The following is an 18,614-nucleotide window of genomic DNA, read 5'->3' as shown; positions in this document are numbered from 1 at the left end:
TCGACAAGACCGACAGGCACTGCAGATCGAAAACCCATAAAGACCAAGCCGGAATCACCGAACCCCGCCGCGGGGCGGTCACGGGGAGGACAGATCTCAATGGAAACGATTCGCGACGTCACATTCGATCTTCTGCGAAAACTCGGAATTACCACGGTGTTCGGAAATCCCGGATCGACCGAGGAGACATTCCTGAAGGACCTGCCGAGCGACTTCAGGTACGTCCTGGCGTTGCAGGAGGCCTCGGCCATCGCCATCGCCGACGGCTACGCCCAGGCGACCCGCTCCCCCGCGCTGGTCAACGTGCACACGTCGGCGGGAATCTCGAACACGATGAGCAACGTCATGACTGCGGCGCTCAATCGCACACCTCTCATCGTGACCGCCGGAAACCAGACCAGGGAAATGCTCCTGATGGAACCGTGGCTGACGAACGTCGAGCCCGAGATGCTGACGAAGCCCTGGGCCAAGTGGAGCTACCAACCGGTGCGCGCCGAGGACGTGCCCGCGGCGTTCATGCGCGCCTACGCGATGGCGATGCAGCCCCCGGCCGGTCCGGTCTTCCTGTCGATCCCGCTGGACGACTGGGACAAGCCCGCGGCGAGCACCCCGGTGGTTCGTTCTGTGGCGACGCGGATAGGACCGGATCCGGATCGGCTCGAAGAGTTCGCCCGTCGCCTGTCCGCCGCGAAGAACCCGGTGCTCATCTACGGCTCCTCGATCGCCCGCGGTGACGGTTGGGCGCAGGCGGTGGCGCTGGCGGAGAGGCTCGGCGCACCGGTGTGGGCGGCGCCGTCCTCGGAGCGCCCGCCGTTCCCCGAGAACCACCCCCAGTACCGGGGCGGGCTACCGTTCGCCATCGGCCCCCTGTCGGAGCGGCTGGAGAACCACGACGTCGGAATCGTCGTCGGGGCGCCGGTGTTCCGCTACTACCCGTACGTTCCGGGCGAGTACCTGCCGGAGGGGATGTCGCTGCTGCACGTCACCGACGATCCGACTGAGGCGGGAAAGGCTCCGGTCGGCGACAGCCTGCTGTGCGACGCGGTCCTGGCCCTCGAGGGACTCCTCGAGCTCGTCGAGGAGAAGGCACCGAGCGGTCCCGTCGATATGAATCCGCACCGCATGGCCCCGCACCCGGCGCCGCTCGTCGCGCCGTCAGGCGACGTGCTGACCGCGCTCGAACTGTTCGAGGCCATCCGATCCGTCGCCCCCGACGACGCCGTCCTGATGGAGGAGTCGCCGTCGAACCTCGCGGAACTGCACACCGCGTGGCCGATCGTGAAGCCCGACTCGTTCTACACCGCGGCGAGCGGCAGCCTCGGCTGGACCCTGCCGGCCAGCGTGGGTGTCGCACTCGCGGAACGCGATTCCGGCCGCAACCGTCCGGTAGTGGCGATGATCGGCGACGGCTCGTTCCAGTACGCCCTCCAGGCGCTGTGGACCGCCGCCGACCACGAATTGCCGATCCTGTACGTGGTTCCACGGAACGCGGAATACGCCATCCTCAAGGCGTTCGCCAAGCTCGAGGAGACGCCGGGAGTGCCGGGACTCGACATCCCGTCCCTCGACTTCGTCTCCCTCGGTGAGGGATACGGATGCACGGGCGACCGAGCAGAGACGATGGCCGAGGTACAGGTCGCGGTGAAGGCCGCGCTCGCACGCTCCGGCCCTACCGTTCTGGAGGTCCCGATCGCGGCGACGGTCCCGCCGCTGCTGTAGCCCGGCCTGGACTCCTCGATCGACCACCAGACGCCGATCGACTACCTGACGCACTGCCGTGAGCAGCGACCCACAGCCACTTCAACATTCGAGGTGGCCTGATCCGATAGACCCGACTTCGCCAGACAAGTGGCCGTTCCGGCCATTGTGGTGCGCGGCGAGCCGGTGCCGATTGTCCACCGAACATCTCATCCGAACCCTCGAGGAGGAATCGTGTCGAAGAAGCCTGATGTGCTCACCGATCCGTTGCGAAACAGGGGTACCGCCTTCACATATCGGCAGCGTGAGAAGCTCGCGCTGATCGGACGACTCCCTGCAGCCGTCGAGACTCTCGATGAGCAAGCTGCGCGCGCCTACACCCAGATCAATTCCTTCGAGACCGATCTCGAGAAGTACGACTACCTGAACGCGCTGCACAACCGTAACGAGGTTCTCTATTACCGGGTCATTCTCGACCACCTCGCCGAGATGCTGCCGATAATCTACGATCCCGTAGTCGGCGACGCGATCAAGAATTGGAGCCACGACTACCGTCAGTCGCGGGCCGTCTACCTTTCTGTGGACCGGCCCCAGGACGTCCGACCGTCCTTCGAGACCCTGGGCTTCGGACCGGACGACATCGACTTGATCGTGGTCACGGACGCGCAGGAGATCCTCGGTATCGGCGACTGGGGGGTGAACGGCAGTGAGATCTCCGTCGGCAAGCTGGCCGTGTACACCGCGGCGGCCGGAATCGATCCGGCGCGCGTGTTGGCGGTGCACCTGGACGTCGGCACCGACAACGAGACATTGCTGAACAGCCCGGCGTACCTGGGAAACAGGCACGCCCGGGTGAGCGGCGATCGCTACGACGACTTCGTCGACCTCTATCTCAAGACGGCCGCCGACCTGTTCCCACACGCGCTGCTGCACTTCGAGGACTTCGGTCCGGCGAACGCGCGGCGGATCCTGGAGAAGAACCGCGACAAGTACCGCATCTTCAACGATGACAATCAGGGCACCGGTGCAATTGTGATGGCCTCGGTGTTCTCCGGCCTGAAGGTGACCAAGCAGAGCTTCGCCGAGCAGCGTCTCGTGGTTTTCGGGGCAGGCACGGCCGGCACGGGTATGGCCGACCAGATCGCCGCGGCGATGGTTCGCGAGGGCCTCAGCCTGGCAGACGCCCAGTCTCGGGTGTGGCTGGTCGACATCAACGGCCTGGTCACCGACGACATGGCCGACCTCCCGAACTATCAAGCGCCATACGCGCGGCCGGTCGCCGAGGTGGCCGGTTGGGCGCGCACCATCGACGGCAAGATCGACCTGCTCACCGTCGTGAAGGAGGCCAAGCCCACGATTCTGATCGGGACCTCGACCGCGCACAACGCGTTCACCCGTGACGTGGTGGAGGCGTTGTGCGCCGGGGCCGAGCGCCCGATCCTGCTTCCGCTGTCGAACCCGACCGAGCGCATCGAGGTCATGCCCGTCGACGCCATCGCGTGGTCGAAGGGCAACGCCCTGGTCGCTACCGGGATCCCGGTAGACCCGGTCCCCTTCGAGGGCGTGGACTACGTGATCGGCGAGGCCAACAACGCGCTGCTCTACCCCGGCCTGGGGCTGGGCACCATCGTCTCCGGGGCCACCCAGGTCACCGACGGCATGCTGCTCGCCGCCGCCGAGGCCGTCGCCGGCCAGGTCGACCCCAGCGCCCGCGGCGCCTCGCTGCTGCCTCCGGTCGACAACCTGCGCGCCTCGTCGGCGACCGTCGCGGTGGCGGTGGCAAAACAGGCCATCGCCGAGGGCGTCGCCACCAAACCCGTTGCCAACTTGGTCCAGGCCGTCGAGGACGCGATGTGGCAGCCGGTCTACCGGGACGGTGATGTCTGATGAGCGCCCCCGCGACCCACCAGCCCAAGATCCTCGACCTCCCGATCGGCCTGCAGGCCAGCGGCACCCGCCACGAGACCGACTCGATGGGCGGCATCGACGTCCCCGCCGACCGGTACTGGGGCGCGCAAACCCAGCGCTCCCTGGTCCACTTCTCCATCGGCAACGATCGGATGCCGCACGAGGTCTACCACGCCTACGGCTATGTGAAGAAAGCCGCTGCACTGGTCAACGGCGCCGCCGGAAGGCTGCCGAAGTGGAAGTCCACCCTGATCGCGCAGGTCGCCGATGAGGTGATCTCGGGCGCCCTTGACGACAGCTTCCCCCTCTACGTGTGGCAGACCGGCTCCGGCACGCAGTCGAACATGAACGTGAACGAGGTGATCAGCAACCGCTCCATCCAGTTGGTGGGTGGGGGGCTGGGGGCGAAGACGCCGGTGCATCCGAACGACCATGTCAACATGGGGCAGTCCTCCAACGACACCTTCCCGACGGCAATGCACATCGCCGTCGTCAAGGAGCTCAACGAGCGGCTCGTCCCCGCGCTCGAGTCACTGCTCGAGGCTTTCGAGTCGAAGGCCGACCAGTGGCGCGAGGTCGTGAAGATCGGTCGCACCCATCTCGAGGACGCGACCCCGCTGACCGTTGGACAGGAGTGGTCCGGCTACGCGATGCAGATCCGGCAGGGACTGGCGCGCCTGAAGGCCGACATGGATGGGCTCTACGAGCTCGCCATGGGCGGGACCGCCGTCGGCACCGGTCTCAACGCTCCGCCCGGATTCGACTCCGAAGTGGCCGCGAAGATCGCCGAGCTCACGGGCTACGCCTTCCGGACGGCAGAGAACAAGTTCTCGGCCCAGGGCGGGTTGGACGCGATGGTCGGAGCCAGCTCCGGGCTGCGGGCGCTGGCGGTGCCACTGATGAAGATCGCCAACGACATCCGCTGGCTGTCGTCGGGACCGCGGTGCGGGATCGGCGAGCTGGTGCTGCCGGCGAACGAGCCCGGCAGCTCGATCATGCCCGGCAAGGTCAACCCGACGCAGTGCGAGGCACTGGTGATGGTCTGCATCCAGGTCCTGGCGGAGGACTCGGCGGTGGCCCTTGCCGGGACGCAGGGCAACTTCGAGCTCAACGCCATGCGTCCGATCATCATCAACAATGTGCTGCACTCGGCACGGATCCTGGGCGATGCCGCGGTGAAGTTCCGCGAGTTCTGCATCGAGGGCGCCGATCTGAACCGCGAGCAGATCGACAAGTACGTCGGCAACTCGCTGATGCTGGTCACCGCGTTGTCGCCGGTCATCGGCTACGACAAGGCGTCGGCGATCGCCCACAAGGCCAACGACGAGGGCACCACGCTGCGCGAGGCGGCCCTGGCGACCGGCTACATCGACGCCGCCGAGTTCGACAAGGTTGTGGACCCGCTGCAAATGGTCGGCACACCCTGACAGGACATTGTCGACTCCCTGAAAACGAGAGGATGAACGTCCCGAATCCGACCAATACCGCGCGGGCGGGGCGCCACCGGCATCGAGCCGGGATCAGCACCGCCCGCGCCTGCGTTGTCGTCCGCCGGATGGGGGCTATCTGAAAAACGGTGGATCCGGTCATGGTCGGACACGCCGGCCGTGAGCCTGGCGGGACGTATCGCGCCGGTCCGCTTGTCGGGTGAATATACCTGACCCGCAACGCATCCCGATCCGACTCGCGCTCGCCACCTGCTACCTCGGCGCCGACGGGCACTACTCTCACCGACAAGCACTTCGTCGCTTGCATCACCCTCACCCACGCGACAACGCTCACGCTCCTTCAGCGCCGGCCCTGTTCCATGTTTCCCTAACGTCTTTGCGGGACAACATGGGTCCGTCGGGTGATACCTGTCGGATCGGCCGGGGCCGGTCTAGCAGGTACCCGCACGGGCAGATCTTCCGGACCGGCCCTCCCGTCGCGTCCATCCGGCTCGTGGCCGCACGCCGTACACGAGGGGCTCTTCAATGGCGATGAGTTCCTGAAGCAACAGCGTCGACATCGAGCACCTACGGGTGCGACGGCCTCGATTCGACCGACCGCGCCGCGACGGCCGCGCCGACCTCATCGACAGCGGTGCGGATCATCGCGCCGTACTCGTCGTCGCCGAGCGCGTCGAGATACCGGCCGGCCGCATCGAGGTGCACCTGTGCCTGATCGAACGACCCGAGCCGACGGAAGTTGTCGGCCAGGTTGAGGTGCAGCGACGGGTAGAAGCCGCGGACGGCGAGGCTCGTGTGATGCTGCTGCACGCGGTCGTCGGTGAGGGCGTCGGCGGCGTCGAGGGCGCGGACGTCCCACACCAGCGCCTGCGCGGGGTCGTCGTACAGGTCGGCGAGGTAGTGCGCGAGGGTGCAGCGGTGCAGGGCGTCGCCCGCGGGACCGATCGCGGCCCACAGGTCGACGAGCGCGGACCTCGCGGCGCCCACGTCCCCTTCCCGTCCGAGTACGACCGCTCGGGTGATTGCATCCATGATCTCGTCGGTCATGTCGATCCTTCTGTTGCAGGGCGGGTTACGGCGCCACAGGCATGGCGAGCGTGGTGAGGTCGCCGTCGGTGGCGGAGCGGATGGCGACGGGCATGTCGGGGCGCGAGAGGTCGAGCATGACGTCGGGTCCCACGGCGGTCGCCAACGCGGCGTGCAGTGCACCCGACGCGAAACACAGCTCGACGGCGGGTCCGGTGACGTCGGCGTCGAGCCGCCGCTCCCCGTCGCCGGTGAGTACTCGCACGCCACCGGCAGCGATCACGCAGTGGACTCGCGCATCCGACGCGTCCTCGGTGACCGCGAGCAACGCGTCCCGGGACACGATCGCCCGCGTGGCGGCCGCGGGCAGCGCGGCGAGCATCGCCCGGTAGTCGGGGAACTCGTCGTCGATCGAGGTGAGCCGCCTGTCGCCGTTGTCGGCCGCGACGACGACACCGTCGGGCGTGCGACGCAGCGCGACCTCCCGGCGTTCGCGCAGCCACGGAGTGAGCGCCGCGAGTTCACGCGCGGGGACGACGACGGCCCACGACGCGCCGGAGACCGGCGCGGCGAGACTGCGGGTCGACAACCGGTAGCGGTCGGTCGCGGTCAGAACCACGGCGCCGTCGCCCACCTCGATCAGAATCCCCGTCAGGATCGGGAAGCGGTCGTCGGTGGCCGCCGCCGGAACCACCTGGTCGACCGCTTCCCCGAACAGCCTTCCCGGCAGCGCGACGCGGCGTCCGGACTCCCCCGCCGTCAGGGCCGCCCCGAGCGACGCAGCGACGGCGGCCGCCGTGTCGGCGCGCTCCCGGAGCAGTCGGACGTGCTCGTCCAGCAGGCGGACCGCCTCGTCCCCGCCGGCGGAGAGAATCCGTGTCACCGCCTCGAGCGGGACGTCGATCTCCCGCAGTCGGCGGATCGTCGACGCGCGCTCGCGCTGGTCGCCGGAGTAGTACCGGTACCCGGTCGCCGGGTCGGTGTACGCCGGGGAGAGCAGGCCGCAGTCGTCGTAGAACCGCAGCGCGCTCGGGGTCAGGCCACTCGCCCTGGCGAATACACCGATCGTGATGAGGTCGTCGGTTCCGGATGCGCTCACGCGGCCATCATGAAGTCTCGACCAGGTCGAAGGTCAAGCCGCCTTGCTGCGCGCGTCCGCGTCGGTGACCGCGGGGTCCTCCGACACCGCCGGGTTCTCCACGGTGAGTTCCTCCGGGTCCTCGGTGATCGGATCGGTCTGCGCGGTGACCTCCTTGCCCCGACCGATGACGATCGCGGCCACCAGCGCCACGACCAGGCACGTGATCGCGCCGAGCAGCAGGCCGGCACGCCCACCCCATTCCTGGCTGACCCAGCCGGCGACCGGGCCGCCGATCGCGGTCGAGCCCTGGAACGCGGTCGACCACAGGGCCATGACGCGGCCGCGCATCTGCGGTTCGGCCTCGAGCTGGAGGGTGCTGTTGGTGGTCGAGTTGAACGCGATGCTCACCGCGCCGACGAGCACCAGCGCGACCAGTTCGACGGCGAGGTTCGGTGCCGCGGCCGCCGCGACCAGCGCGAACCCGAAGGCCGCCGCGGCCACGATCAGCACCCGGGTGCCGGTGCGGCCCCACGTGGCGACGAGCAGGCCGCCGCACACCGCGCCGATGCCCATCGCCGCCGTCATGAATCCGTACGCCTCGGACCCGGCACCGAAGGTCTGGTCGGCGACGATCGGCAGCACCACCTGGAACTCGAACGCCAGGCAGCCGATGAACGCCATCATCAGCAGCGGCACCGCGAGTTTACGGTTGCCGCGCACGTACCGCAGGCCCTCCCGCAGCTGTCCGCGTGCTCGTTCGGTCGGCGGGGAACGATGCAGCGCAGAGACATCCAGGCGCACCAGCGACGCGATCACCGCGACGAAGCTGGCGGCGTTGAGCAGGAAGCACACACCCAGGCCGCCCGCCGCGATCGTGACGCCCGCGACCGCGGGCCCGACGATGCGTGACGCGCTGACCAGCGTGGACTGCAGGCTCACCGCGTTGCGCAGGTCCTGCGGGCCGACCATCTCCAGCAGGAACGATTGCCGCGCAGGGTTTTCGAAGCACTGGTTGAGCCCGAGCAGCAGCGCCAGCACGTAGACGTGCCACAGCTCGACAGTGCCGGTGATCGTCAGCAGGCCCAGGACGAGCGCCTGCACTCCCATGAGCGACTGCAGCGCGATCATCAAGCGGCGCTTGTCCACCCGGTCGGCGATCACGCCGCCGTACGGCCCGAGGAGCAGGATCGGCAGGGTCTGCAGCGCCACGACGACGCCGATCGCGGTGCCCGACCCTGTGAGCTCGAGGACGAGCCACGACTGGGCGACGAGCTGCATCCAGGTGCCGATGAGCGAGACGGCCTGGCCGCTGATGAAGCGACGGAAGTTGCGGTTGGCGAGCGCGGCGAAGGTCTGCCGCCCGAGTTTGCCCGCGGCCGTCATGAGCGGGCCGCGGCCCGGGACTGACACATCTGATCGGCGAGGGCCTCGAGGGCCGGAAGGGCGCCCCGCAGGTCCTGGGTCTTCGTCTCGGGAAGTTGGGTGAGGTACTCGGCGAACAGCCGGGTCCGCTTGTCGCGCAACCGGGCGTGCAACGCGATCCCCTCGGGGGTGGCGGCCACGACGACGGCGCGGCCGTCGTCGGGGTGCGCGGAACGCATCAGCAGCCCCTCGGCCTCCATCTTGCCGATCATGCGCGAGAGCATCGTCGGGTTGAGCGTCTCGATCTCGGCCATCTCGCTGGCCCGGATCGCGCCGCGCCGCACCGCCGTGGTGAGGATCGAGAACTGGGTCTTGGTGAGCTCGCCGCCCGACGTCTGCCGGTCGACCTGCCGAGAAATGCGACCGAGCGCGACCCGCAGCCGGGACACCTCGTCGTCGTCGAAGAGGCTTGTCACTTCCACCTCCAATTTAGTTGCTTATCGGCAAGCATACACCGTGCGGTACGGAACTTCCCGAACCTAACGCAGGGCCCCTCCCCGATCGGTTCGGGGAGGGGCCCTGCGTTAGGTTCGGTCGGCGGGGGTTGTCGGCGGGGGTTTCAGCCCTGCTTGGCGGTCTTGACGATCGGCAGGACGCGCTGCTGGTTGTCCACCCACTCGCGCATCACGACCATCTCCTCGCGACGCTGCACCGAATCCCACGTGGCCATCTCGATGTTGCCGACGAGGTTCTGGCTCTCCTTGACGACGCGATCCCGCTTGGCCTGCGCCACCCGGTCCCGGTACCGCTTGACCGAGATCCGCAGGTCCTGGATCGCGTCGATCTCACTCTTGATCACCTCGATCGGCCGCACGACGTCGTCGTCGAGTTCCGCCGGATCCTCGATCCCCGCCGCCACCAGACGCTGCTTGAACAGGTGGATGCGGTACAGATCGTTGTGGATGCGGCGGGCCACGTCGTCGAGCTTGTCGTGTGTGATCCGGATCGAGCTGATGTCCTGGCCGGCCCAGTCGAGGAACGCCTTGAACAGCGCCACCTCGGTGGCCAGGTAGACCAGCAGCGCCACCTCGGTGAGCACCTTCGGGTCCTCGGGGTGCGGCCGGCTCTTGACGCTGAGCAATTCCCCCTTGACCAGGACCTCGTGCTTGGGGAACACGCGGTGCAGCAGGTCGAGATAGACGACCGGGCTCACCTTCTTCGCCCGGATCCGCTTGATCCCGTACTCGTAGCGCGCGGTCCACTCGCCGCCGTCGTTGGGGATGTCGTACAGGAACACCCGGATCGGATCGCCGTGGGAGAAGGAGACCTCCGAGCCCTGCTCGTCGTCCGCGGCGTCCACGTCGGCGTCGGCGTCGGCGTCCACAGCGAGTTCCGGGGCGTCGACGTCCGACGCGACCTCCTCCGCCGTCGCCTCGACGACGGGTTCGGACGCGGTCTTGCTCTCCGTGCGCTTGCTGACCTTCGCCATGGCTAGTGCGCGGCCGTGTACGCCTTGACGATGTCAGCCGCGATGCGACCCCGCGTCGAGACGGTGTAGCCGTTTCGGGTGGCCCAGTCGCGGATCTCCGGCGTGCTCGGACCGTCGACCACAGGCTTCACCGCACGGGCGGTCTGCCGGCCACCGACCTTGGTCGCGTGCCGGATGTAGTAGTCCAGCTTGCGATGAAACTCGGTGGCGTTCTTGTCATTGAGGTCGATCGTGTACTCGACGCCGTTGACCGCGAAGCTGATCGTTTCGCCGCCGAAGTCGATGGGCTCACCATCAAGATCATCGATGAGCTCGACAATTACCTTCTGTGCCACGTATCACTCCCGAGGTTTGCCAACCAGCTGCATCGGAAGCCTACGGGACAACACCATGCACAATCCGACGCGGATCGGGGTTTTTCACGCCGGAGAGTAACGGGACGTCCCGCGGGACCGATCGGTGCAGATCGGCGGACGACTTTCAGCGGGCGGCGATGCCCGCCTGCGCGTACGCGACGTCCTGCTCCGGCTGCGCGCCGCTGACACCGAGACCGCCGACGACCTCGCCGTCGACGGTCACCGGCAGGCCGCCGGGCAGGGTGGTCAGGGACTGCCGGACCTGGCCGTCGATCAGGTCGGCGAGCGCGGGATGCGCATCGGCAAGACCCGAGTAGGCGGTCGTGGGAATCCCGATCAGAGCGGCAGTCACGGCCTTGGCCCGGGCCACACCGGGTGTGAACCACGCGGCGCCGTCGTCGCGGACGACCAGCAGATCGTGTCCCCGCGCATCGACCACGGTCACGCTCACCCGGTTGCCGTCGCCGCGCGCGGCCTCGAGCGCCGCGTCCGCCGCCCGCCGGGCCGACGCCAGATCGAACCGTGCCTGATTCCCTGCCATCCCGAAATTCCTCCCTCTGGTGCCGTTCTCGTCGCAAACAGCCCCCATATGACTACTCGACGCTGCGCCGCGGCGCTCAGCGCGGCTCGGCGGACGGCGCGAATGGGTCGGTGGCGGTGGCGATCCGCTCGTGCGCGCCCCCGCGCACGGCCTCGCCGTGACCGAAGCCGGCGATCTCCGCGCGCGTCGCGGCGAGCTTCGCGAGCGACCGCGTCGCCGCCTCCCGGTCGGTGTCGAAGACGCCGAGGATCACCGCACCGTCGAACTCGGCCACCGCGTCGCCGGTGAGGACCGCGTCGGCCTCGGGCAGGTACAGCGCGATGCTGCCGGGCGTGTGGCCGGGGACGCCGATGACGCGCGCACCGCCCGCGAAGTCCAGGACGTCGCCGTCGACCACCTCGCGGTCCACGCGGCACGGCGGCCCGTGGGAGGGTTCGTCGGTCTCGGCATGGATCGTCTTCTCCAGGTCCGTCAGCCGAGGAAGCGGACCGCGCCGCGCGCCCGACACGAAGGGCGCGTCGCCCGCCCCGGCGATCACCTCGACGGTCGACCAGTTCGCGATCTCGGCCGCGGACCCGGTGTGGTCCTCGTGGAAGTGCGTGAGCACGATCCTCCGCACGTCGGCGCGCTGCCGGCCCAGCGCCGCGAGTGCGTCGGCGATCAGGTCGGCGCTGTCCGGCCAACCGGTGTCGACGAGGGTGACGCCGTCCGGTTCGAGCCAGAGGTAGCAGTTCAGCAGGTGCGCGGGCCCCGTCGGAATGCGAAGGCGATGCAGGGACGGCGTCAGCTGCTGCAGATCGGGACCAGGCATACCCCGACGCTATGCGGCGACCGCCGCGGCGTCCCCCGGTTTCGTTCTCGGCGAACAGATTTCGACGACAGCGAACGGGAGGAGATCAGGCCTGCAGAGTGGGCGCCCGATCGATGACCTCGGCGGACGCCGCGATCGCGGCGAGGTTGCTGCCGGCGTGCGGCCAGTCCGGGTAGGCGGTGCGGGCGTGGTCGGCCAGCGCCAGCAGGACACCGACGGCAGCGTTGCCGAGGCTGCGCGCCGCGGGCGTCAGGCCGCCGCGGATCTTCAACTGGCCGAGCACGATCGCCAGCTGGGCCTGCGCCTCGGCGGCGAGCGTCACCTCGTCGAGCGAGCCGTCGCACAGGCCTGAGAAGACGGCCTCCCGGTCCGCCGTCCACACGTCGTCGGGCACGCCGAAGTCCCAGGCGGCGATGAGCCCCTCCACGAACGCCGGCAGTGCGTCGTCCCGGCCGCCGACGGCGTACCAGTCCTCGAGTTCCCGCAGCGCGTCGTACCCGGAGTCGTTGCCGAAGGGCGAGAACTGCTCGCCCTGGTCGTAGAACGACTCGGGCGCGAGGGCGACGAACGCGGGATGACTCGTGGCGGGCGCGATTCCGCGCTCGCGGTCATCGACGAAGAGGGACGGCACGGTTCCGCAGCCTATCGGCGGCACCCGACAGAACGTCGGAGAACGCGACCCGTCAGCGCACCCGGTGCGCGTTGAGCCGGGCGGCCTGGCGCGTCAGGTGGTCCCGCTCGGCGAGGTTCGGCGCGGCCAGGGCCGCCTCGGCGTAGAGCCGCGCCGCCGTCGCCGCGTCGCCGGCGCGCTCGTGCAGGTACGCCGCCACCGCGGCGTGGCGGGGCAGCGAGTCGGGCAGCTCCGCGAGCGCCGCGAGGCCGGCGCGCGGACCGTCGGCCTCGCCGACGGCCACCGCGCGATTGAGCCGGACAACCGGGCTGTCCGTCAGGCGCGTGAGCTCGTCGTACCACTCGACGATCTGCACCCAGTCGGTCTCCTCGGCGGTGGGCGCGTCGGCGTGGAGTGCCGCGATCGCCGCCTGGGCCTGGAACTCGCCCAACCGGTCCCGGGCGAGAGCCGCCTGCAGGATCCCGACGCCCTCGGTGATCGCCCCGGTGTCCCACCGGCCGCGATCCTGCTCGGCGAGCGGTACCAAGCCGCCGTCGGGCGCGGTCCGGGCGGCACGCCGGGCATGGTGGAGCAGCATGAGAGCGAGCAGCCCCGCCACCTCGGGATGATCGATCGCGGCCGCGAGCTGTCGGGTGAGCCGGATGGCCTCGGCGGCGAGATCGACGTCGCCGGAGTAGCCCTCGTTGAAGACCAGATAGAGGACGCGCAGCACGGTGGCCACGTCACCGGGCCGGTCGAACCGCACACCGGAGACGGTGCGCTTGGCCCGGCTTATGCGCTGCGCCATGGTCGCCTCGGGAACCAGGTACGCCTGGGCGATCTGACGGGTGGTCAGCCCGCCGACCGCGCGCAACGTGAGCGCGACCGCGGACGACGGCGTCAGCGACGGGTGGGCGCACAGGAAGTAGAGCGCGAGCGTGTCGTCCACCGCGGGCGCGGGCCCCGGCGCGGGCTCCTCGTCCACGAGATCCTCGCGCCGGCGGCGGGACGCGTCCGCGCGGGTCGCGTCGAGGAACCGGCGCCAGGCCACGGTCACCAGCCACCCCTTCGGGTCCCGGGGCGGGTCGGTCGGCCAGACGCGGATCGCCTCGACCAGCGCGTCCTGCACGGCATCCTCGGCCGCCGCGAAGTCTGCTCCGCGGCGGACGAGGATCCCGAGCACGCTCGGTGTGAGGCTGCGGAGCAGGGCCTCGTCCACCTCGGCGCTCACTCCACGATCGTGGGCGGCGGCGCCAGGAACGGGCGCACCTCGAGCCACTCGTGGATCGGCTTCCCGCCCGCCCCCGGCGCGGCGGACAGCTCACCGGCCAGTTCGAGGGCGCGGTCGCGGCTGTCCACGTCGATCACCATCCAGCCGGCGATGAGGTCCTTCGTCTCGGCGAACGGACCGTCGGTCACCGGCGGGCGACCCTCGCCGTCGTACCGGACCCACATCCCCTCTGGGGCGAGCGCCTGACCGTCGACGAACTCCCCCGTCCCCTCGAGTCGGTCCGCGAAGTCCTGCATGTACTGGATATGGGCCGAGATCTCCTCCGGCGTCCACTGGTCCATCGGTACGTCGTTGACCGCAGCCGGGGCGCCGCGGTAGTGCTTCAACAGCAAGTACTTGGCCATCGTGTTCTCCTCGGTGTGGTGCGACCCATTCTGGTCGCATTCACTGCAGGGACGGAGCCCGTCGAGGATTCTCGACATCGCCGGCCGGCCCGAAGCCGGCCGGGACGCCGGAAGTGGCATCCAGCCATCATGCGATCAGCCGAACGAACCGACCCCGGTCGATCCGCGAGAATCCGGATTCATCGAGTCGAACGGGGCAGGCGTCAGCGAAATGTGCGCATAAATGCGCGCGGCGGGCACCGTCCAGGTACCCGCCACGCGCGACAGAGTCGTCGACCCGCTACGACAGACCCGCCACCTTCGAGACCGAACCGCCGAATGCAACGATGCCGTTGAGCGCGTCGCCCACACCGGAAAGCAGGTCGCCGAAGTCGCCCAGAGCCGTGAGCAGGGCGATGATCTGATCGAAATCCATGAGATGTCCTTCTCGTCGAGAAGTGGCGCAACGCCACGCGGGTCACGGAAAAATGCGCATCCGCATTTCTTCCGACAGCACCATAAAAGCGTTTCAATGCCTACCTCAATACCCGATGGCGTGATCTGCAACACATGCCGAAATCGCTATGGAAAATGAGGCCCGATATTTGCAAGTTCAACAAAATCAACGTTCAAATGCGCATCTTGCAATATTCGACTCGGAGTGAATTCGTGCATCGCGAAGTCGAGGCCACAGGACCACCCGGAAGCGTCGAACGGAATTCCCGGCACGGTCGGTGCCCTCAAGCGTGCCGCGGACTCTTGTTCAGCGCTTGGGCACAAAAAAGCCTCCCACCTGCAAGCAGATGGGAGGCTTTGGCGGTGGCGGAGGGATTTGAACCCTCGGTACGGGGTTACCGTACACAGCATTTCGAGTGCTGCACCTTCGGCCGCTCGGACACGCCACCGCCGAGAACTGTACCGGAGTCGGCGCTCAGCCTGAAATCGGCTGGTCAGAGCTACTTTCCGGTGAGTTTGTCCTTCGTTGTCGAGGCGGCGTCCTTGACCTTCTCGCCCACGTCCTTGGCGGCGGATTTGACCTGGTCGCCCTTGCCCTCGTTCTTCAGTTCGTCATCGCCGGTCGCCTTGCCGGTGGCCTCCTTGGCCTTGCCGCCGAGGTCCTCCGCCTTGTTCTTGGCCTTGTCTCCGATTCCCACGAGTCACCTCCGTGAATCTGCCTCGAACCGCCGGGGCGGTCCCGGTGCCACACGAGCACCTACCTCCACCAGAGCACGATTCGGGAGACTCCGCCGGGAACCATCCGACCCGACGAGCGATCGCGGACGCATCCGCACTGGTCAGCGCGTCAGCGCTGGTCCTCGAAAAATTTCTCGAGCAGCCCCGCGCACGCGTGCTCGAGGACTCCGGCGCGCACCTCGGGCCGGTGGGTGAGGCGTCGGTCGCGGACCACGTCCCACAGCGAACCGACCGCGCCGGTCTTGGGCTCCCACGCCCCGAACACGACCCGTTTGACGCGGGCGAGCACCAGCGCACCCGCGCACATCGTGCACGGCTCCAGCGTCACCGCGAGCGTCGCGCCCTCGAGGCGCCAGCCGTCGCCGTGGACCCGGGCCGCCTCGCGCAGGGCCAGGATCTCGGCGTGCGCGGTGGGATCGCCGGCGGCCTCGCGGGCGTTCGCGGCACGCGCCAACTCGACGCCGTCCGCGTCGAACACGACGGCGCCGACGGGCACGTCGAACTCCGAGGCCGCAGCAGCGGCGTCGAGAGCGGCACGGACCATCCGCTCGTCGTCCTGCAGGGTCACGCTCGGCTGCCGGGGGTCAGCGCGGGAGCTTGTCGAGCGCGGTCGACAGCTCCGCCTCGAATCCGCAGCGCTGCGCGATCATCGCCAGCTGCTCGTCCGGATACAGGTCGGTCTCCGCGAGGATCACGCCCAGCACGGCGTCGGGCAGGCCCAGGTCCGAGAGGACACCCAGGTCGCCCTCCTCCCACGGCTCGATGTCGTCGAGGTCGTCGGGGTCGATGTCGGGGATCTCGATGTTGAGCGACTCGAGGACGTCGGCCGCGATGTCGTAGTCGATGGCCGCGGTGGCGTCGGAGATCAGCAGGCGGGTGCCCGTCGGTGCGGGCCGCACGATGACGAAGAACTCCTCGTCGACGTCCAGCAGGCCGAACACGGCGCCGGAGCTACGCAGCTCGAGCAGTTCCTTCTCGGCGGACCGCAGGCTCGTCAGCGCGCCATCGGTCAGCGGGGTGCATTTCCAACGGCCCTCCTCGCGGACGACGGCCATACCGAAGCCGTCCAGATCCTCCATCGACCTCGCGGAGGCGCTGTTGTTGTTCGCGCGCTGTGCACCCATGCGCGCAACGGTAGCCCGCGCAGTGCCTCCATAAGAAGTCCACCGCCGAATGTGCCAACCTGTTCGGGTGGCTGTCTCCGTTTCCGCACCTCCCGTCTGCGTTCTCGGCCTGGGTCTGATCGGCGGATCCCTGCTTCGCGCGGCCGTCGCCGCGGGCCGGGACGGGTGGGGCTGGAACCGCTCCGCCGGGCCGGTGGACGCCGCCCGCGCCGACGGATTCGACGCCGACACCGACCTGGTCGCGGTGCTGCGCCGCGCCGCCGACGCGGGCGCCCTGCTGGTGGTCGCGGTGCCGATGCCGGCCGTCGACGCGACGCTCGCGGCGATCGCCGAGCACGCCCCCGGCTGCCCGATCACCGACGTCGTCAGCGTCAAGGCCGAGGTGGCCGCGGCCGTCGCCCGACACGGTCTGCAGGACCGGTTCGTCGGCGGGCACCCGATGGCCGGGACGAACGAGTCCGGCTGGGAGGCCGGCGACGCCGACCTGTTCCGCGACGCCGTCTGGGTGGTCAGCGCCGACGACGGCGTGGACCCGGAGATCTGGACGCAGGTGGCCCGGCTGGCGCTGGACTGCGGCGCGGTGGTGGTGCCGGCCGAGTCCGTCGAGCACGACGCCGCCGCGGCCCGCATCTCGCATCTGCCGCACGTGCTCGCCGAGGCGCTGGCACTGTCCGGGGCGGCGGGCGGCGATCTGGCGCTGGGGTTGGCGGCCGGCTCGTTCCGCGACGGCACCCGCGTGGCCGGCAGCGCGCCCGGCCTGGTGCGGGCGATATGCGAGGGCAATCGGGACGCGCTGCTGGCGGCCCTGGACGAGACCCTCGACGTGCTGGCCCGGGCCCGCGCCGAACTGTCCGACGAGGGCACCCTCGCCGGACTCGTCGAACCCGGTTTCGAGGCCCGCCGCCGCTACGAGAACCGGGAGCGCTGGACCATCACCGGCATCGAGCCCGGCTCCGAGAACTGGCTCGAGCGGATGCGCGACGCCGGACGCCGCGGCGGGGTGCTGCGGCCGTGACCCTGCGCGACATCGCCCAGCAGCTGGCCAGGCGGGAGACGACGGCCACCGAGCACGTGCGCGCGACGCTCGACGCCCTCGACGCGCTGTCCGGGACGCCGTGGGAGAACCTGGTGGCCGCCCGCGACGACGCCGCCGCGCTCGAGGCCGCGGCCCGCGCGGACGCCGCGATCGCCGCCGGCGACTGGATCGGCCCGCTGCACGGGGTCGCGGTGGCGGTGAAGGACAACATCGACGTCGCCGGGATGCCGACGCGGTGCGGCAGCGCGGTGCTCGCGGACGCCCCGCCCGCCGCCACCGACGCCCGGATCGTCGGGAAGCTGCGGGAGGCCGGCGCGATCGTCGTCGCCAAGGCGCACCTGCACGAGTTCGCGTACGGCCCGACGGGCGCGGTCAACGCGTCCGGCCCGGCCGCGCACCCGCACGATCCGACGCTCGTCACCGGCGGCTCCTCGTCGGGGTCGGCCGGGTTGGTCGCCAAGGGCGTGCTGCCGCTCGCGCTGGGCACCGACACCGGCTGCAGCACGCGCACTCCCGCGTCCCTGTGCGGCATCGTCGGGATGAAGCCGAGCTTCGACGCGCTGCCGACGTCGGGGGTGTTCCCGCTGTCGACGACGTTCGACCACATCGGACTGCTCGCCGCCGAGGTGGTCGACGTGTCGTTGGCGTGGGGCGCGCTCCCCGGCATCGCGCACGTCCGCACCCCGGTCGCGGGCCTGCGGGTGGGGCGGCTGCGCGGCGACAACTGGGACGTCGCCGACCCCGCGATCGCGGCCGCCGTCGACGCGGCCTGCCGCGCCCTCGGCGACGCGGGCGCCGAGGTGATCGACGTCGAACTTCCCGAGACCGAGTCCCTGCTCGCCGCCTATCCGGTGATCACCGGGTCGGAGGCGTACGAGACGCACCGGCCGTGGTTCGAGGCCGCACCCGAGCGCTACCAGCCGCCCACGGCCGCGCTGCTGGCCGCGCAGCGGGACCGCCCCGCCGTCGAGTACGTGCACGCCGTCCGCACCGTCGAACGCCTTCGCCGCCAGGCACTCTCGCGGCTGCGCGGCGACCTGCGCCTGGACGCGCTGGTCACCGCCACCACTCCCCTGCGTGCGGTCACCCGGGCGGACGCGCTGTCGCCGGATCCGTCGGTGGCCCGAACCCCGTTGCTGCGGATGTGCATTCCGTTCAACGCGCTGGGGATCCCGGCGATCTCGGTTCCCGTCGCCGTCGACGACGGCGCCCCGGTGGGCGTCCAGGTGATCGGGCTGCCCAGCACCGCGGGCGGACACGGGTCACATCCGGCGGAGTCCGTCGCGCTCGCCTGCGCGCTGGCCGTGAGCTGAGAC

At 69.6% G+C, this 18,614-nt stretch carries 20 protein-coding genes and 1 tRNA gene; 5 read left to right on the top strand and 16 right to left on the bottom strand.

The window, feature by feature from the left end:
• Positions 1 to 99: 99 nt before the first annotated feature.
• The 3 genes from mdlC (at position 100) to fumC (ending at position 5,033) form a co-directional block, all read left to right on the top strand.
• Positions 100 to 1,719, top strand: coding sequence for a benzoylformate decarboxylase (mdlC, locus tag EGT67_RS16015; protein WP_206612410.1), 1,620 nt, complete (start codon positions 100 to 102; stop codon positions 1,717 to 1,719).
• A gap of 213 nt (positions 1,720 to 1,932) precedes the next feature.
• Complete coding sequence (locus tag EGT67_RS16010; RefSeq protein ID WP_127917079.1) at positions 1,933 to 3,585, top strand: NAD-dependent malic enzyme; 1,653 nt, start codon at positions 1,933 to 1,935, stop codon at positions 3,583 to 3,585.
• Complete coding sequence (gene fumC, locus EGT67_RS16005) at positions 3,585 to 5,033, top strand: class II fumarate hydratase (protein WP_127917078.1); 1,449 nt, start codon at positions 3,585 to 3,587, stop codon at positions 5,031 to 5,033. The genes EGT67_RS16010 and fumC overlap by 1 nt, the downstream gene beginning before the upstream one ends.
• Positions 5,034 to 5,621: 588 nt before the next feature.
• Here fumC and EGT67_RS16000 read toward each other — a convergent pair.
• The 16 genes from EGT67_RS16000 to EGT67_RS15925 all read right to left on the bottom strand — a co-directional run bounded on the left by EGT67_RS16000 (position 5,622) and on the right by EGT67_RS15925 (position 16,262).
• Positions 5,622 to 6,107, bottom strand: coding sequence for a hypothetical protein (locus tag EGT67_RS16000; protein ID WP_421958143.1), 486 nt, complete (start codon positions 6,105 to 6,107; stop codon positions 5,622 to 5,624).
• 19 nt (positions 6,108 to 6,126) lie between these two features.
• Positions 6,127 to 7,179 carry a DNA polymerase III subunit beta family protein gene (locus tag EGT67_RS15995; RefSeq protein WP_127917076.1) on the bottom strand — a complete coding sequence of 351 codons (1,053 nt, stop codon included), beginning with the start codon at positions 7,177 to 7,179 and terminating at the stop codon, positions 6,127 to 6,129.
• A gap of 33 nt (positions 7,180 to 7,212) precedes the next feature.
• Positions 7,213 to 8,544 (bottom strand): MFS transporter, encoded by a 1,332-nt coding sequence (locus EGT67_RS15990; protein WP_127917266.1) that lies wholly within the window; start codon positions 8,542 to 8,544, stop codon positions 7,213 to 7,215.
• Complete coding sequence (locus tag EGT67_RS15985) at positions 8,541 to 8,999, bottom strand: MarR family winged helix-turn-helix transcriptional regulator (RefSeq protein ID WP_127917075.1); 459 nt, start codon at positions 8,997 to 8,999, stop codon at positions 8,541 to 8,543. Before EGT67_RS15985 ends, EGT67_RS15990 begins: the two co-directional genes overlap by 4 nt.
• Before the next feature lie 143 nt (positions 9,000 to 9,142).
• A complete protein-coding gene (locus tag EGT67_RS15980) occupies positions 9,143 to 10,012 on the bottom strand; it encodes a hypothetical protein (protein ID WP_241566061.1) in 870 nt (289 codons plus the stop codon).
• A 2-nt stretch (positions 10,013 to 10,014) separates the two neighbouring features.
• A complete protein-coding gene (locus EGT67_RS15970) occupies positions 10,015 to 10,347 on the bottom strand; it encodes a histone-like nucleoid-structuring protein Lsr2 (protein ID WP_127917074.1) in 333 nt (110 codons plus the stop codon).
• Between the two features lie 145 nt (positions 10,348 to 10,492).
• Positions 10,493 to 10,909: a GlcG/HbpS family heme-binding protein gene (locus EGT67_RS15965; protein ID WP_127917073.1), complete on the bottom strand. Its 417-nt coding sequence runs from the start codon at positions 10,907 to 10,909 to the stop codon at positions 10,493 to 10,495.
• A gap of 76 nt (positions 10,910 to 10,985) precedes the next feature.
• Positions 10,986 to 11,720 carry an MBL fold metallo-hydrolase gene (locus tag EGT67_RS15960; protein ID WP_127917072.1) on the bottom strand — a complete coding sequence of 245 codons (735 nt, stop codon included), beginning with the start codon at positions 11,718 to 11,720 and terminating at the stop codon, positions 10,986 to 10,988.
• Positions 11,721 to 11,805: 85 nt separating this feature from the next.
• Positions 11,806 to 12,351 (bottom strand): hypothetical protein, encoded by a 546-nt coding sequence (locus EGT67_RS15955; protein ID WP_127917071.1) that lies wholly within the window; start codon positions 12,349 to 12,351, stop codon positions 11,806 to 11,808.
• 52 nt (positions 12,352 to 12,403) lie between these two features.
• Positions 12,404 to 13,549: an RNA polymerase sigma factor gene (locus EGT67_RS15950; RefSeq protein WP_206612420.1), complete on the bottom strand. Its 1,146-nt coding sequence runs from the start codon at positions 13,547 to 13,549 to the stop codon at positions 12,404 to 12,406.
• A gap of 8 nt (positions 13,550 to 13,557) precedes the next feature.
• On the bottom strand, positions 13,558 to 13,965 hold the full coding sequence (locus EGT67_RS15945; RefSeq protein WP_127917069.1) for a YciI family protein: 408 nt from the start codon (positions 13,963 to 13,965) through the stop codon (positions 13,558 to 13,560).
• A gap of 280 nt (positions 13,966 to 14,245) precedes the next feature.
• Positions 14,246 to 14,380: a hypothetical protein gene (locus EGT67_RS25475; protein WP_277750156.1), complete on the bottom strand. Its 135-nt coding sequence runs from the start codon at positions 14,378 to 14,380 to the stop codon at positions 14,246 to 14,248.
• A 378-nt stretch (positions 14,381 to 14,758) separates the two neighbouring features.
• Positions 14,759 to 14,849: transfer RNA gene (locus tag EGT67_RS15940), tRNA-Ser, on the bottom strand.
• 51 nt (positions 14,850 to 14,900) lie between these two features.
• On the bottom strand, positions 14,901 to 15,098 hold the full coding sequence (locus EGT67_RS15935) for a CsbD family protein (protein ID WP_127917068.1): 198 nt from the start codon (positions 15,096 to 15,098) through the stop codon (positions 14,901 to 14,903).
• Between the two features lie 149 nt (positions 15,099 to 15,247).
• Positions 15,248 to 15,706 (bottom strand): nucleoside deaminase, encoded by a 459-nt coding sequence (locus EGT67_RS15930; protein ID WP_127917067.1) that lies wholly within the window; start codon positions 15,704 to 15,706, stop codon positions 15,248 to 15,250.
• 16 nt (positions 15,707 to 15,722) lie between these two features.
• Positions 15,723 to 16,262, bottom strand: a complete 540-nt coding sequence (locus EGT67_RS15925; protein ID WP_127917066.1) for a tRNA adenosine deaminase-associated protein — start codon at positions 16,260 to 16,262, stop codon at positions 15,723 to 15,725.
• A gap of 49 nt (positions 16,263 to 16,311) precedes the next feature.
• Between EGT67_RS15925 and EGT67_RS15920 the strand changes: the two genes are divergently transcribed.
• Both EGT67_RS15920 and EGT67_RS15915 read left to right on the top strand, forming a co-directional pair.
• Positions 16,312 to 17,277, top strand: a complete 966-nt coding sequence (locus EGT67_RS15920; RefSeq protein ID WP_127917065.1) for a prephenate dehydrogenase — start codon at positions 16,312 to 16,314, stop codon at positions 17,275 to 17,277.
• The gene (locus EGT67_RS15915) at positions 17,274 to 18,611 is read left to right on the top strand and encodes an amidase (RefSeq protein ID WP_127917064.1); all 1,338 of its coding nucleotides are present in this window, start codon (positions 17,274 to 17,276) and stop codon (positions 18,609 to 18,611) included. Before EGT67_RS15920 ends, EGT67_RS15915 begins: the two co-directional genes overlap by 4 nt.
• The last annotated feature ends 3 nt before the right edge of the window (positions 18,612 to 18,614 follow it).

The organism is Prescottella agglutinans, from assembly GCF_004011865.1.
In the GTDB taxonomy this organism is placed as follows: Bacteria; Actinomycetota; Actinomycetes; order Mycobacteriales; family Mycobacteriaceae; genus Prescottella; species Prescottella agglutinans.
Note: the sequence above shows the minus strand (reverse complement) of the source record. Positions and strands in the feature narration are given on the sequence as shown.

Bases quoted from the DNA above. Each gene is read 5' to 3' on its own strand.
- EGT67_RS15925 (WP_127917066.1), bottom strand. From the start codon at position 16,262: ATGGGTGCACAGCGCGCGAACAACAACAGCGCCTCCGCGAGGTCGATG.
- EGT67_RS25475 (WP_277750156.1), bottom strand. From the start codon at position 14,380: ATGGATTTCGATCAGATCATCGCCCTGCTCACGGCTCTGGGCGACTTC.
- EGT67_RS15960 (WP_127917072.1), bottom strand. From the start codon at position 11,720: ATGCCTGGTCCCGATCTGCAGCAGCTGACGCCGTCCCTGCATCGCCTT.
- EGT67_RS15980 (WP_241566061.1), bottom strand. From the start codon at position 10,012: ATGGCGAAGGTCAGCAAGCGCACGGAGAGCAAGACCGCGTCCGAACCC.
- fumC (WP_127917078.1), top strand. From the start codon at position 3,585: ATGAGCGCCCCCGCGACCCACCAGCCCAAGATCCTCGACCTCCCGATC.
- mdlC (WP_206612410.1), top strand. From the start codon at position 100: ATGGAAACGATTCGCGACGTCACATTCGATCTTCTGCGAAAACTCGGA.
- EGT67_RS15965 (WP_127917073.1), bottom strand. From the start codon at position 10,909: ATGGCAGGGAATCAGGCACGGTTCGATCTGGCGTCGGCCCGGCGGGCG.
- EGT67_RS15990 (WP_127917266.1), bottom strand. From the start codon at position 8,544: ATGACGGCCGCGGGCAAACTCGGGCGGCAGACCTTCGCCGCGCTCGCC.
- EGT67_RS15945 (WP_127917069.1), bottom strand. From the start codon at position 13,965: ATGGCCAAGTACTTGCTGTTGAAGCACTACCGCGGCGCCCCGGCTGCG.
- EGT67_RS15920 (WP_127917065.1), top strand. From the start codon at position 16,312: ATGTGCCAACCTGTTCGGGTGGCTGTCTCCGTTTCCGCACCTCCCGTC.